General features: G+C 69.7%; 15 protein-coding genes and 1 pseudogene. 2 read left to right on the forward strand and 14 right to left on the reverse strand.

All coding sequences use genetic code 11. The annotated features are described in order from the left end of the window. On the reverse strand, positions 1–813 hold an 813-nt coding region (locus tag ACFPZI_RS19170; protein WP_381364484.1), incomplete at its 3' end, for a site-specific integrase. A gap of 137 nt (positions 814–950) precedes the next feature. Between ACFPZI_RS19170 and ACFPZI_RS19175 the strand changes: the two genes are divergently transcribed. Further along, a complete protein-coding gene (locus ACFPZI_RS19175; RefSeq protein ID WP_381364486.1) occupies positions 951–1,373 on the forward strand; it encodes a hypothetical protein in 423 nt (140 codons plus the stop codon). Between the two features lie 33 nt (positions 1,374–1,406). Here ACFPZI_RS19175 and ACFPZI_RS19180 read toward each other — a convergent pair whose 3' ends face one another. Further along, positions 1,407–1,883 (reverse strand): DUF6924 domain-containing protein, encoded by a 477-nt coding sequence (locus tag ACFPZI_RS19180; protein WP_381364488.1) that lies wholly within the window; start codon positions 1,881–1,883, stop codon positions 1,407–1,409. A gap of 519 nt (positions 1,884–2,402) precedes the next feature. Between ACFPZI_RS19180 and ACFPZI_RS19185 the strand changes: the two genes are divergently transcribed. Beyond that, positions 2,403–2,945 carry a DUF4232 domain-containing protein gene (locus ACFPZI_RS19185; protein ID WP_381364490.1) on the forward strand — a complete coding sequence of 181 codons (543 nt, stop codon included), beginning with the start codon at positions 2,403–2,405 and terminating at the stop codon, positions 2,943–2,945. A gap of 285 nt (positions 2,946–3,230) precedes the next feature. Here ACFPZI_RS19185 and ACFPZI_RS19190 read toward each other — a convergent pair whose 3' ends face one another. The 12 genes and pseudogenes from ACFPZI_RS19190 to ACFPZI_RS19245 form a co-directional block, all read right to left on the reverse strand. Then, complete coding sequence (locus ACFPZI_RS19190; protein WP_381364492.1) at positions 3,231–3,923, reverse strand: carbon-nitrogen hydrolase family protein; 693 nt, start codon at positions 3,921–3,923, stop codon at positions 3,231–3,233. Between the two features lie 405 nt (positions 3,924–4,328). Further along, positions 4,329–4,886, reverse strand: coding sequence for a flavoprotein (locus tag ACFPZI_RS19195; protein WP_381364494.1), 558 nt, complete (start codon positions 4,884–4,886; stop codon positions 4,329–4,331). Further along, positions 4,883–5,590 (reverse strand): hypothetical protein, encoded by a 708-nt coding sequence (locus ACFPZI_RS19200; RefSeq protein WP_381364496.1) that lies wholly within the window; start codon positions 5,588–5,590, stop codon positions 4,883–4,885. Before ACFPZI_RS19200 ends, ACFPZI_RS19195 begins: the two co-directional genes overlap by 4 nt. Positions 5,591–5,662: 72 nt before the next feature. Next, positions 5,663–5,872, reverse strand: a pseudogene (locus ACFPZI_RS19205) (IS256 family transposase); the annotation flags it as partial. Between the two features lie 283 nt (positions 5,873–6,155). After that, on the reverse strand, positions 6,156–6,512 hold the full coding sequence (locus ACFPZI_RS19210; protein ID WP_381364498.1) for a DoxX family protein: 357 nt from the start codon (positions 6,510–6,512) through the stop codon (positions 6,156–6,158). A gap of 360 nt (positions 6,513–6,872) precedes the next feature. Beyond that, a complete protein-coding gene (locus ACFPZI_RS19215; protein ID WP_381364500.1) occupies positions 6,873–7,232 on the reverse strand; it encodes an LLM class oxidoreductase in 360 nt (119 codons plus the stop codon). Positions 7,233–7,331: 99 nt separating this feature from the next. Continuing rightward, positions 7,332–7,883: an NADPH-dependent FMN reductase gene (gene ssuE, locus ACFPZI_RS19220; protein ID WP_381364502.1), complete on the reverse strand. Its 552-nt coding sequence runs from the start codon at positions 7,881–7,883 to the stop codon at positions 7,332–7,334. Between the two features lie 302 nt (positions 7,884–8,185). Further along, a complete protein-coding gene (locus ACFPZI_RS19225; RefSeq protein ID WP_381364504.1) occupies positions 8,186–8,620 on the reverse strand; it encodes an OsmC family protein in 435 nt (144 codons plus the stop codon). Positions 8,621–8,686: 66 nt separating this feature from the next. Then, complete coding sequence (locus ACFPZI_RS19230; RefSeq protein ID WP_381364505.1) at positions 8,687–10,060, reverse strand: LLM class flavin-dependent oxidoreductase; 1,374 nt, start codon at positions 10,058–10,060, stop codon at positions 8,687–8,689. Positions 10,061–10,116: 56 nt separating this feature from the next. Then, positions 10,117–11,238, reverse strand: coding sequence for an NrtA/SsuA/CpmA family ABC transporter substrate-binding protein (locus ACFPZI_RS19235; protein WP_381364507.1), 1,122 nt, complete (start codon positions 11,236–11,238; stop codon positions 10,117–10,119). Between the two features lie 115 nt (positions 11,239–11,353). Then, positions 11,354–12,097 (reverse strand): ABC transporter ATP-binding protein, encoded by a 744-nt coding sequence (locus ACFPZI_RS19240; protein WP_381364508.1) that lies wholly within the window; start codon positions 12,095–12,097, stop codon positions 11,354–11,356. Then, positions 12,094–12,990, reverse strand: coding sequence for an ABC transporter permease (locus ACFPZI_RS19245; RefSeq protein WP_381364510.1), 897 nt, complete (start codon positions 12,988–12,990; stop codon positions 12,094–12,096). Before ACFPZI_RS19245 ends, ACFPZI_RS19240 begins: the two co-directional genes overlap by 4 nt. Positions 12,991–13,595: the final 605 nt, after the last annotated feature.

Genomic DNA, 13,595 nt, shown 5'->3' on the forward strand with positions numbered 1-13,595 from the left:
GTCGGCGGTCGCCCGCGAGCAGGAGCCGTCCCGGTTCTTGCGCTCGGAGGGGAACAGCGGGGCACCGGGCCGGGTGTGGTCGGCGTCGAAGTGGCCCCACACGTCCTCGATGAACCACTGCAGGTTGCGGTCGGCGCCGTTGATGAGCGGCACCAATCGCGGCTTCGGCCCACGCCTCCGGGATCCCTTTCCGTGCCGGACGTTGAGCTTGCCGAACCGGCCCAGCTCCCACCGGACGTCGTCCAGGTCGAGCATCCGTGCCTCGTTGATCCGCAGCCCCACGTCCGCCGCCAGCCGGGCCACCGCGTAGTTGCGCGCGGCCGGGCCGAACTTGCGGCAGGTCACCAGCTCCTCGCGCCATCCGGCGAACAGCTCCTCGATCTCTGCTTCGCTGGGCGGGATCCGCAGTTGCGGTTCCACCGAGGCCCGCGGCCGGTTCATCTCGTCCAGCGGGCACTCGACCACGCGGCAGGTGAGGTTGTGCAGCTCGGCCTTGTGCCGCAGCTCAAGGAACTGGAAGTACACCGTCAGCGCACCGGCCCGCCCGGTCCGGGCCGACGGCTTGGCGTCGCGAAGCACCTTGCCGAAATAGACGTCGGCGTCGGCCGGTTCCATCTCCCACAGCGGACGGCCGAACCAGTCCCGGATCAGCTCCAGGTGGTTGGTGTCGTTGCGGATCGTGCTGTCGACCAGTCCGGCCGATGCCCGCGCGAGCACGAACCCCGCCAGGACGTCGGTCTCGAACTCGGCGAGCTCCTCCTCGCTCACCGGGGCCCGGTACTCGCGCAGATCGCGCACTGCGGCCAGAGCCAACCCACGCCTCCTCGACTTCACCCAGACTGAAGGAATCCCGACAGGGATGAGGGTTGCGTACTGCGGGCGAGATTGGGTCAGAACGGCCTGCGGTCACCCGGACGAGGGAACAGGCCCAGGTCCAGGCACTCTCAGTCGTGCCAGGAGTTGGGGGACGAACGCGGAACTCGCGGACTATTGCTCACCCGATCACCATCGCCGGACACACCCAACGGCTCGGAGAACTGCCTCACCAGACCCTGCTGGCCTGGCTCGCCCAGCGTCGCATCACCTGGCCGAAGACCCCCGACCGGCACGTATTGATCAACGCGAAGACCGCCCTGGAAACGGGGCCTGTCAGTGCCGAATACCTCAAGCGGCATCTGCTGCACCAGGGCGTCTACCTCGAACGCATCCGCGGCGACCGGGTGCTCCACGAGACGCTGACCGTCGGTGCTGACCCGCTGCACCTCGCCCTGGTCTTCGACCTGTCCCACACCACCGCGAGCCGCTACGCGGCAATCGCCCAGAACCTGCTCGACGACCAGATCGAGCAGACCGCCGACGATGAAGATTCTTGATTTCGGCTCTGTCCACAGTTTCGGGAGCCCCGTTCAGAAGGACCGGTATGTCCCCTCGGGATCATCGTGAGCCCATGCCGCGTACTCCTCGAAGCCCAGGTTGCCGATGCTCAGGTTCGCGTGGACGTCGTGGACCCCTGCGGGGATAGTGCGGAAATCGCGGCCGAACTCGGTCAGCTGTTCGTATCCCTCATCGCCCACGCACTCCTCCCGCGTCAGCGTGGTGACCGCCAGCAGTGCGTGGCTTTCGGTCTGCATGGTTGTACGGTCGGCGAGAAAGACAACGGCCAGGTTGTCGTCGCCGCAGACCGCAGTCAGCACCTCGTCAACGGTCGCCCCTGCCCAGGCCGGATCGTCGATGAAGTGGACGTGCGCCTCGTACTGCCTGTCTCCCCAGGGCTGCATCAGCGCCGCCGCGACGTCCTGCCACGCCTGGTCGTCGTGGTAGTCGGTCCTGACGACCAGGGCATCGAAATCATCACGGCCAGTGACGGCGGGCAACGCTCTCATGGATCCTTCTCCTCGGTGACGGTCGGTGAGCCGTGCCCGACTGTCTCATGGGCCGTTTTCAAGAATCTTCATCACCGAGCGCGAATGAGCATCCTGCCGATTCAGCAGCGACGAACCCACCGCACTTTCGAGCCTGCCGGCCGAAGACACCGTGGATTCCCGGTGAAAGCACCACAGTCACGCTGAACCCACGGCCGACGTGCCGTTAATGAGCGGCGAACCAAGTGTCATGTAGCTCAGCGTGATGCTCAGGTCGGATACGGGCGTCGCACGCTGCCATCGGTCCCGCTGTGCTGGACCGGACGCTGAGCGAGGTCGCGGGCCGTCGCGGTGTCCTCCCCCACGACGCTGCAACGGCCCGCACCGCATGAGTTCTCGTACGCGGCCACAGTTGGGAGCCTGGCTGCCGGAAAAGTTTTCCGGCACACCGAACCTCCCCCGGGCATTGCACATCTTCAGGTGCGTAGGCGCGCACTGACCTCGCGCGCCGATTCGTATGCGAGGGGAACCCGAAACTTCATGAAGAGCAAGCTGACCGCTGTGGCCCTTGCGGCCGTCGTCGTCGCCGGCACTGCCGCTACCGCCATCCCGGCCTCGGCCGCCCCCGCCGAGGCCGAGCCAACCCGCTGCCACACCGCCGACCTGAAGGCCGGCTTCGCCATGGGGGATGACGCGAAGCCGGAGATGGAGCAGACCAAGAAGCAGACCCAGGCGTACATCTGGTTCACCAACCAGAGCAAGCGCACCTGCACCCTGTCCGGCTTCGCCGGTGTCGACATGATCGGTGCTCAGAAGACCGACGGCACCTGGTCGCTGGCGCGCTCCTCCAAGAAGCCCGAAAAGATGATCCTGAAGCAGGGGGACACGGTGGACTTCAGCATCAACCTGCTCCCGGTGGCCAAGTCCACGCCGCAGAAGGAGAAGTTCGTTCCGGCGAAGTTCCTGGTCACCCCGCCGAACGAGACAGAGTACTTCACCCTGAAGTGGCCGTTTGGCGGCCAGATCCTCAAGCAGGACGGCGCCACCCGCCCGGCCACCTACCTCAACCCGGTCGGGCTGTAACCAACTGGACAGTCTCTGAGCTTCCCTTCAGCGTCGCTGGTGGCCACCGCAGGACTCCGGAATGAGTTGAAGCCTCCGGGTGGTGCGGTGGCCACGTCTGACACGCGGCACGCCCGGCCTTCTCGCCGGGAAACTCCAAGATCCCCGACAGAGTCAAGCTGAGACAAGACCACCACCCGCCTCATCAGGGAGACCGGCGGGCCATGGAGCCGATACGCCCCCGGAGATCACGCACCTTCAATGCTGCCATCTGCCAGTCGCTGAGGCCCACGCTCCGACTCGGACTCACTTGATGAAAACTGCCCGCGCAAACTCATCGGGAGCGGAGCTCGCTTCCGCAACCAGTTCCCCGTCGGCGGACCAGATGCCCGAGCGGCCGGACGTGCGGTCGAAACCGCCACCGGTCGGACCCGCAAAGGCCGCCATGGCGACCCACACCCCGCGGTCGGCTGCGACCCTGCGGGCGCGCTCGCCGTGGACCTCAGCCTCGTGATCGGCGTGGACAACCCCAGCCACATACCCGTCGATGCCCAGCGCTGCGGTCCTCACGGCATGTTCGGGAATACCCGTGTCGCGGCAGACGGCGAGCCCCAGCCGCCACCCGTCCACTTCGATCACGGCGGGCCTCCCAGGCACAAAGTTGACGGCCTCGCTGCCGTGCAGGTGGACCTTCCCATAGGCCACGCGCGCGCCGTCTCCGTCCACAGCCAGGATGCCGATGTGCGGACCGGGCACGGGCGCGCCGACCAAGGCGAGCGTTCCGGTCTCGGCGCACGCGGCGACGATCGGAGCCAGCCGTTCATCGTCTGGGGAGACCGGCGCCGCGTCCAGCTCGTATCCCGTCAACGACATCTCGGGGAAGACCACCACCCGCGCGTCCACCGCCCGAACAGCCTCCGCGTGAGCTACCGCGTTGGCCATCACGTCGCAAGCCGTGCACCTCGGCTGCGCCACCGCGATACTCAACGGCTGCTCCACCCCGAACTCCCCTCGCCGAATCGCACGATCATCCTAGAGCGCGGCCGCACAGCGAGCCGTTGCACACCAGCCGCGGAAGCCAACCGCCGTTCCACCAGCACATCACCACTTGCCCGGACGCAACGCTCCCCGGCCTCGTCACCCAAAGTCACTGTTCGAGGCTGCCGGTGGACCAATACACGACAGTTGAATACGAGAGCACACCAATATCCCCCCCTCATCAACGCCCTGAGAGCCCCATGGGTCTCCTTGCTCGCCGTGCCCGGTACTCCCCGCCCGACAGCTCTACGGACGACTCTGCTACCGATATGCCGGCCCGTACAGGAACAGGCCGGACGGTCCGGCCCTCGATCTCCTCGGCCGGGGCCGGCGGCAAGGCCGGTCGGTCGGTCGGTTCGCGGGACGCTACCCAGCCATCTTGGGTTCCAACAGGTCCAGTGCTTCCGTCCACCGGAAGTGGTCGGCGCCTTCCCCGGCCTTCGGGCGGTGCGGTTCGTGCGAGCCGAGCAGGACGCCCATCCCGGTCAGCCGTTCCAGGCTCTGCCGGTAGGCCGGGTGGGCGGCCTGGGCGGCGTTGAGATACGGCAGGACGGCGACGGGAGTGCCCATGCCGTACGCCTCGCACAGGATGCCCAGGGCGAGGGTGTCGGAGATGCCGGCGGCCCACTTGTTGACCGTGTTGAACGTGGCCGGGGCCACGGCGATGGCGTCCGCGGGCGGGAGGGGGCGGGCCTCGCCGGGCTTGCGCCAGACGGACCGGATCGGGTAGCCGGTCTGCGCCTCGATCGCTTCCACGTCGAGGAAGCCCAGTGCCTGCGGCGTGGCCACGACCCCGACGTCCCAACCCCGTTCCTGCGCGGCGGTGATCAGCGTGCCGACATCACCGGCGATCCCGCTCGCGCAGACGACGACGTACAGGAAGGGCTTCTTGCCCAGGACGTACGGGGCGGTCGGCTCGGTCACTCGGAAACTCCCGGTCGGCAGCTGAAGTGATGCGGTTGCCGTACGGTTCCCGTGGCCAAGGCCGGTTGCCTCCGCTCGGGACGCAGCAGAACCTCGCTGCCGATGGGCGTGAATCCGCAGGTGAGGAAGGCGCGCAGGGAGCGGGCGTTGCCCGGGGAAACGGCGGCGAAGACCGGTTCGCCTTCCGGGACCAGCGAAAGGGCATCGGAGAGAAGCGACCGCCCATGCCCTCGGCTGCTGTCCTGAGCGCGGTGGAGTTCGATACTCAGCTCACGCCGCCCGGCAAGGCCGTCGGCCAGGGTGATGAGGCCACGTTCGTCGCCGTAGACCTGGACGTTTGTCCGCAGCCACCGGGCGTGGCGGACACGTGGATGGTCGTCTGCGTCGGTCAGCTCCGCCAGGCGCGGGAGGCCGCCGGTGCCGCGGGCCGTGAGTGTGGCGTCGATGACACCGATCCACCCCGTGGGCCCGGCGAGGTGGCGCAGGAAGTCAGCGGACAACGACTCGCCGAAACCGTCTGGGCCCTGGGCGTGTACGGCCTGGTCGGTCATGGCGGTTGCGACGACGGCATGACCCGTAAAGGCGACCGAGCATTCGAGACCTCCGGGAAGGGGCGGTAGCACCGTCACCCGGCCGTCGACCGGCGGGAAGCAGTTGTCGGCAGCGTCCATGAAGAAAGTCAGGAGCGGGTGCGATTCACCCATGATTGGCCACCTGCGTGTTGAGGAAGTCCGGTAGCGGGCAAGTGCCGGATTCTATAGACCGTTTGAGGTTGTTCATGCCGTTGGGGTTTCGGGGCGTTCGACGAAGCGGCCGCGTTCGAAGCGGGCTCCGGCTCGGACGAGGGCGACGAGACGGGGAGCTTTCACTGCCCTCCAGCGAGCCTGGGTGGACTCGATGGGCTTGAAGACCACGGCCAGTCCGGCGGCTCGGCTGCCGGGGCGACGCGAGTTGCCGGAGGACTCAACCTCGCGGTTGGTCTTCAACGACCTTCAGTCCGCCTTTGACCTGGCGGTGGACGACGAACTGATCCGGAAGAACCCGTGTCATCTGCGTGCGGTGCAGGCCGTCACGCCGAAGCGCGGTGGGTCAGGCCCCGAGGAACTGGGGCTGAAGTGGGATGACGACGACCTCAAGGACCGTTGGGTTGAGCCGGACGACGTGATGGCCCATGCCCTCGAGGAGCATGTGGAGAAGTTCCCGCCGGTCGAAGTGACGCAAAGAGCGCGTCGCTGCCCCGGGTACCCGCGCGAGGCAGGAAGTGCGGGGTCACCAGGGGCCGTGGTGGAGCAGGCCCAGGACAAGGGCGGCCACCGCGGTGGCCAGGAACACGATCCCGCCCACGATGTCGCGGGAGCCCACCCGCAGGTGGGCGATGATCGCGCCGATGAAGTACAGCACGAGGCCGGCGGCGGCGAGGGTCCCCAGAACCGGCACGGCGAGCCCGGCCAGCAGCCCCACGGTGCCCGCTGCCAGTAACGCGCCCAGTACCGGTACGTACTTGCGGGGAACACCCTTCATGTCCGCCTGGGTCTTGGGGTATTCATGGCCGATCAGGTACGTGACGGCGGCGGCGCCGTTGAAGACCGCGCCGAGGATGGTGACCGTGACGAAGGCGACGAACACGTTCTCTCCGCTCTGCAGGGACGGTGTTGCCGGGCGCTCCGTTGTGGGAGCCGTTCCCTGGATGACGAATCGGCGGCCCGATGAGTGACATGGGTCGGCCGCCGGGTGTGCCGGTGGCCCGAACGCCTGGCAGCCGCTGCGCGACGCCACCACGCGATGGTGCTGTCGGGGGTGGTGGGGATGCCGCCCGTGCGCTGCTGATCGCACAGGCCTCCCCGATGCGAGCAACTGGCCGTACATGCTCCTGGGCGCATACCGCTTCGTGAGCGAGCGGCTCCGGGCCGCCGCCTCCGCCGCGCACGCCGCGTCCCCCGGCGGGCGCCGGTCCGCCCGGCGCCGGTCCGCCCGGACGGCGAGGGTTCAGCCCTTCGCCACGAGCCGGAGGATCTCACGGGCGTGGTCGAGGGATCCGTCGACGGTGTCCACGTCGTACATCGAGTCGATCATGAAGTGGTCGATGCCCGTCCGCTCGTGGACTTCCTTGACGGTGTCGGCGACCCGTTCCGTGCTCGTGCCGGCGTCGATGTTCACCCACAGCACGGTGTCGATCGCCCGGGGGGCACGGCCGGCCTGCCGGGCCAGTTCGTCCAGTTGCGAGCGCTGCGCGACGAGCCCGTCGACGTCGACGTGACTGGGGACGACGATCAGCGGCAGCCAGCCGTCACCGCGCCGGGCGACGCGGCGCAGTCCGCGACAAGGATGAAGCCCCTGAGTCCCCAAAGAAGATGCCGAAGGCCCCGGAGAGAGCGCCCCGCACCGTCCGTGCCCCGCGGGCGGTCGGGTCGGGCTCGGATCGGCTGTGGCCGGCGGGGCGGTCGGTCAGGCGGCGGGCTGGAGGGTGCTGCGTTCCAGGGCGGAGGCGAAGCCGTCGACGACGCGTTCGAGGTGGCGGGCGGTCTCCGGTTCGATGTCCAGGGTGCCGTCCGGGGCGGTGGCCAGGTGCTTGTCGAGGACGAACCAGCCGGGGGTGATGTGCTCGGCGCCCATCGAGGCGAGGACCGGGCGCAGTGCGTAGTCGACGGCCAGCACGTGGGCGGTGGAGCCGCCGGTGGCCAGGGGCAGTACGGTCCGGCCGGTCAGGGCGTACTGCGGGAGCAGGTCCAGAAGGGACTTGAGCAGGCCGGAGTAGGCGGCCTTGTAGACGGGGGTGCCGATCACCACGCCGTCGGCGCGTTCGAACAGGGCGGTGGCCTCGCGGATCGCGGGATGGCCGAAGTCGGCACCGAGCAGCGCCTCGGCGGGCAGGGTGCGTACGTCCAGCGGGATCACTTCGTGCCCTCTGGCGGTCAGTCGCGCGTCCAGGTGGCGCACCAGGCGGGCGGTGCGGGATGCGGCGGAGGGGCTGCCGGAGACGGACAGGACGGTGGCCACGGTGATCACCTCGGGTGTGTACGTGCGGGGGGGGGGGTGGGATGCGGTGGAGCGGGCCGGGGGCGGGCCGGCCCGTCACCTGGTTCGCGGACGTGCCGGTGAGTGCCGGTGAGTGCCGGGGCTGCGCCCGAGGGCGGGGTTTCGGCGTGGCCCCGGCTCCGGGGCGGCCGGTTCTCAGGCAGCCCCGGCTCCGGCGCCGCCGGTTCTCAGGCAGCCCCGGCTCCGGCGCCGCCGGTTCTCAGGCAGCCCCGGCTCCGGCGCCGCCGGTTCTCAGGCAGCCTCGGTTCCGGGGCGGCCGGTTCTCAAACGATGTCGGCGAGGGGTTCCCGCACCCGGGCGGCCACTTCGACGTGGCCGCCCCGGCGCAGGGTGTTGTAGATCGGGCAGCTGCCGGTGAAGAGCCCGACCAGGACATCGGCCTCGTCCTGGTCGACTCCCTCGAGCAGCAGGTCGATCCGCAGGTACGCGTAGCGGGTGGGGTCCTGTGGGTCCCGCTGGTAGCTGACCTCGGCTTGGCCCCCGGTCAGGCCGGAGCCGCGTTCCTCGGCATGGAGCTGGATGTTGCTCAGGGAGCAGGAGGCCAGGGAGGACAGCAGCAGTTCTCCTGCCTGCACGGCCTCCGCCGGGCCGGTGCGGGCGTCGGAGACGAAGTGGTTCGTCCTCGCGGTCACCAGGAAGCGTCCCTGGGTGTCGGTGGTGCGGCCGGTGATGCTCGTGGTGTCGCCTGCTGATGTCATGCCGTGAGGTCCTTGGCGTCGCTGTGCGGGTTCCGGTGTACGGGTTCCGGTGTACGAGGGGCGGGGTCAGCCGTTGTTGCCGTCGGCGTTGCCGTGCCGGCGGTCGCGCCACTGGCCGGTCTCGGGGCGGTCCAGGGCGAGGTGGTCGCGCAGGGTGGTGCCCTCGTACTCGGTGCGGAACAGGCCGCGGCGCTGGAGCTCGGGCACCACCTGGCGGACGAAGTCCTCGAAGGCGCCCGGGGTGTGGACGGACCCGATGGTGAAGCCGTCGCAGGCGCCCTCGGTGAACCACTGCGCCATGCCGTCGGTGACCTCGGCCGCGGTGCCGACGAACGATCCCTCGGTGCGGCCGCCGTACTTCTTGCCCAGCTCGCGCAGGGTCAGGCCCTCGCGCCGGGTCATCTCCACGACCTCCTGGTAGTGGCCCTGGACGCCGGGGACGTCGACGTCGGGCAGCGGCTCGTCGAGCGGCAGTTCCGAGAGGTCGATGTCCAGGTGGTAGGCGAGGGTGGACAGGCCGGCCAGCGGGGGGACCAGTTCGAACAGGCGCGCCTCGGTCTCACGGGCCGCCTCGGTGGTGGGACCGATGATGGGGGTCGCCATGGGGAGGATCTTGACGTCCTCGGCCCGGCGGCCGTGAGCCACGGCGCGGGCCTTGATGTCCTGGTAGAAGTCCTTGGCCGACTCCAGCGAGGCGTGGCTGCAGAAGATGACGTCGGACCAGCGCGCGGCGAAGTCGCGGCCCTTCGGGGAGGCACCGGCCTGGATGATCACCGGGTAGCCCTGGGGCGAGCGCGGGGTGTTCAGCGGGCCGCGGACGTTGAACCAGTCGCCCTTGTGGTCGATGCTGTGGACCCGGTCGGGGTCGGCGAACAGCGGGGTCTCGGCGTCGAAGACGAGGGCGTCGTCCTCCCAGCTGTCCCAGAGCTTGCAGGCCACCTCGAGGAACTCGTCGGCCCGCGCGTAGCGCTGGTCGCGGTCGATGTGCCGGTCCTCGCCGAAGTTGCGGGCCTCGGAGTCCTGGAAGGAGGTCACCACGTTCCAGGCGGCGCGTCCGTCGCTGAGGTGGTCCAGCGTGGAGAGGGAGCGCGCCACGGGGAAGGGGTCGAAGTAGCTGGTGGAGATCGTGGCGGCCAGGCCGAGGTGGGTGGTGGCGGCGGCGACCGCCGACAGCACGGGCGTCGGGTCCAGCCGCAGGGAGCCGAGTGCGCCGTAGCGCAGCTGGCTGTCCATGCTGCCGCCGAGGCGGTCGGGCACGGACAGGATGTCCGGGAGGAACATCAGGTCGAACTTGCCCTGTTCGAGCACGCGGCCGATGTGCTGGTAGTAGGAGGCCGACAGCCAGCCGGGCTCGGATCCGGGGTGGCGCCAGCCGCCGGGCCGGCCGGGGCCCGCGGTCACGAAGGCGGCGAGGTGCATCTGGTTCTCGGGGGTGCTCACTGCGTGTTCTCTCTTCCCTGCTGTCGTGCGCTGTGTCGTGTGGTAGGCCGTGTCCGTCACTTGGCCAGTTCGGCGGCCACCGTCTTCTTGATCGCGTCGAATCGCGAGTCCTGCAGGAATCCGGTCACGTCGATCTTCGACGGGTAGACGCCCAGGTCGTGGAAGTTGTCGGCCAGGTCCTGGGTGTTCTTGCTCGCCTTGCTGTCCACCGGTCCGAGCGTGTCGGCGAGGGACTCCGACTGCCGCTTGTCCTTGGTCACCTCGAGGAAGACCTTGCGTTCGAGGTCCTCCGAGCCGAACCCGCCGATCTTGTCGAAGAACTCGACGGCGGCCTCGGGGCGGGCGTTGATGCGGCGCTGGGTGTCCCGGATGACGCGGACGACCTTCGCGGCGGCCTCGGGGAACTCCTCGACGAACGCTTCGCTGGCCACGTAGAAGGTGTAGTCGTAGGTCCTGACCTTCGGCAGCGAGCGTGCCTTGTGCCGGGCGCGGCCCAGGCTGATGGCCGGGGTCCAGCTGATCCAGGCGTCCACCTTGCCGTTGGCGAAGGCCGACTCGGCGTCGGCGGCGGGCAGGTTGACGTACTCGACGTCGTCCAGCCGCAGGCCGGCGGTCTGCAGGTACTTGATGAGGCTGTAGGTGCCGGTGGTGCCCTGCTGGTCGGCGATCCGCTTGCCCTTGAGGTCGGCGGCGCCCTGGATGGGCGAGTTCTGGGGGACCAGGATCTCGACCTCGTTGGAGGGCAGCGGGTAGGCGGCGAGCGGCACGATGGGCACCCCGCCGCCGATCGCGTAGGCCACGGCGGTGGCGGTGGCGAAGGTGAAGTCGACGCTGTTGGACTTGAGCGCCTCCATCACCGGCAGCGAGGCGGTGAACCCGGACGGCCAGGAGACGGTGGTGCCGCCGAGTTCCTTGCCGAGGTCCACGCCCTCGAACTTGTAGCGCAGGGCCGCCGGGATTCCGGTCTTGCCGCTGCCGATGACCGCGTAGCGCAGCTTCTGCGGCACGCCGTCGGCGAGCGAGGCGGAGCCGGGCCGTGATCCACCGCCGCAGGCGGCCAGGACCGGGGCGAGGGCGGCGAGGCCGCCCGCGGCCAGGACACCGCGGCGCGAGAACTTGCCGGACAGGAGCGACGGGGCTCCGGTGGTCGAACGGGCGGACGGGCGGTTCACGGTCACGGTCGGGATCTTCCTCGGTGGGGCGGTGCTCGGGCGGGCGGATGCGCGGATGGTGCGGGGGCCGCGGCGGGGTACTGCCGCGGACTCAGACCCGCGGCGGGGTACTGCCGCGGACTCAGACGTCGGCCGGGGCGGAGGAGTGCGGTGCGAGGAGGCCCTGGAGCAGTTCTTCCTTCCAGGCGACGAGGCGGGGGTGGCCGCGCCTCTCCCCGCGGGGCAGGTCGATGCGCAGGTCGCGGCCGACGGCGCCGTCGGCCAGGACCAGGACGCGGTCGGAGAGCACGAGCGCCTCCTCCACGTCGTGGGTCACCAGCAGGACGGTGCGCGGCTGCTCCAGCCACAGGCGTTCCAGGAGTTGCTGCATGGCGATCCGGGTGATCGCGTCCAGTGCGCCGAACGGCTCGTCCAGGAGCAGGAGTTCGGGGTGGTGGAGCAGGGCGCGGGCCAGGGCGACGCGCTGCTTCTGCCCGCCGGAGAGCTCGGCCGGCCAGGCACCGCCGCGGTCGCCCAGGCCCACCGCCTCCAACAGTGCGCGTGCCTCGTCCCGGCGGCCCTTGACCCCCAGCAGCACGTTGTCCTCGACCGATCGCCAGGGCAGCATCCGGTCTTCCTGGAACATCATCCGCACCATGGGCGGCTGCGGACCTTCTCCCTGGAGTCCGACGGTTCCCGCGCTCGGCTTCTCGAGTCCGGCGATGATCCGCAGCAGGGTGCTCTTCCCCGCGCCGCTGGGGCCGAGGAAGGAGACGAACGAGCCGGCTTCGACGTCCAGGTCGAGGTTCTCCAGGACCCACCGGCCGTCGTACTGCCGGCCCAGGCCCTCCAGGGCGAGCCGGGCGCCTGCCCGCGCCGGGGTCACTGGTTCGCCTTGGGCCGGTAGTTGGGGTGCCACCGCAGCACCCTCCTTTCGATGAGCCGGGTCAGCAGGTCGGCGAGCAGACCGGCCAGTGCGTACAGCACGATGGCGAGGACGATCTGGTCGGTGCGCAGCAGCTCGCGGGCGTTCTGGGCGAGATAGCCGATGCCGTCGCTGGCCGAGATGGTCTCGGCGATCACGAGGGTCATCCAGGCGACGCCGAGGGAGTACCGGATACCGGAGAGGATGGTGGGCATCGCCCCGGGGACGGCGATGTCGCGCACCAGGCGCCACCGTCCCAGTCCGTAGGAGCGGCCGAGCTGCAGCAGCTTGGGATCGACCCCGCGGATGCCGGTCACGGTGTTCAGGTAGATGGGGAAGAAGGTGCCCAGTGCCACGAGCAGGATCTTGGGCTCCTCGCCGATGCCGAACCAGGCGATCATCAGCGGCACCAGCGCCAGGTGCGGGATGGTGCGCACCATCTGCAGGGAGCGGTCGAGGAGGATCTCGGTCACCTTGGACATGCCGACCAGGAACCCCAGGAGCAGGCCGGTGGCCGCGCCCAGGGCGAAGCCCTGGAGGATGCGCCGAAGGCTGGTGAGGATGTGGAACTGGAGTTCCCCGGTGGCGGCCAGATCGGCTCCCGCCCGCCACACCGCCTCCGGAGCGGGGAGGACGGACGGCGGCAGGATGCCGACCGCGGCGGTCCACTGCCACACCACCAGGACCAGCACGGGGACGACCCAGGGGCCGGCCGTGCGGGCGGCGCGCAGCAGCACCCGGCGGTTGCGGGCGGCGGAGGGCGACCCGGTCCCCCGGTCCTTTCCGGCGCCGGGCCGGCCGGACGGGCCGGAGTGCGGTTGTGGGTCCTTGGCGAGCAGCAGCTGCTCGGGCATGGAAATCCCCTTCAGGAGTGGTTCGGCCACCCGTTGGACCGCCTGGCCGGTGAGCGGCGGCAGCCGAGGAGGCCTGCGGGGTCGTGGGGGCTGTGGGGCCGTGGGGGCGGTGCCCGGGGCCGACTCCCACGCCATGCCGAGGAGCGGGCGGGGCGTGCGACGAAGTGGAGGTGCGCCTGACATCGGGCCGGACACAGCCGCGCCCGCCGCTGATTCAGCGGCCGGGACGCGGCAGGCGGAGGAGGCGTGTGATCAGCAACAGCCCGTGCTGAAGACGCGCATGAGGTCGATGTGCCGACGGCTCGTCAGGTTGTTGCAGAAACGGGAGGTCGGCCCGGCTACCGGGTGCGCCGGGTGGGCGGCGTATCGCCCTGGCTGCGCGCCACGATGCATCAGAAGCTCCCGCGTTCCTGTCAGGCGTATAGGGGTCATGCACTCGAACACATGAACCCGGGCCTGAGGACGCGATGGAACTCCAGTCCGGATTCAGCTGCAAGTAACTGTATACACATGTAGACAGTGGCAGACTATGGCCGTCTCGAATCGCGAGAACACCTGTCCACAGAGAGCGCCGCTCCGCGTGCGCCGCCGACGGGTCGGCCCTC

The sequence above is a fragment of the Streptomyces chlorus genome, assembly GCF_042655885.1.
Classification (GTDB): domain Bacteria; phylum Actinomycetota; class Actinomycetes; order Streptomycetales; family Streptomycetaceae; genus Streptomyces; species Streptomyces chlorus.

Excerpts from the sequence above, each read along its gene's own strand:
- ACFPZI_RS19225 (WP_381364504.1), bottom strand. The coding sequence starts at position 8,620 with ATGACATCAGCAGGCGACACCACGAGCATCACCGGCCGCACCACCGAC.
- ACFPZI_RS19200 (WP_381364496.1), bottom strand. The coding sequence starts at position 5,590 with ATGGGTGAATCGCACCCGCTCCTGACTTTCTTCATGGACGCTGCCGAC.
- ACFPZI_RS19180 (WP_381364488.1), bottom strand. The coding sequence starts at position 1,883 with ATGAGAGCGTTGCCCGCCGTCACTGGCCGTGATGATTTCGATGCCCTG.
- ACFPZI_RS19185 (WP_381364490.1), top strand. The coding sequence starts at position 2,403 with ATGAAGAGCAAGCTGACCGCTGTGGCCCTTGCGGCCGTCGTCGTCGCC.
- ACFPZI_RS19245 (WP_381364510.1), bottom strand. The coding sequence starts at position 12,990 with ATGCCCGAGCAGCTGCTGCTCGCCAAGGACCCACAACCGCACTCCGGC.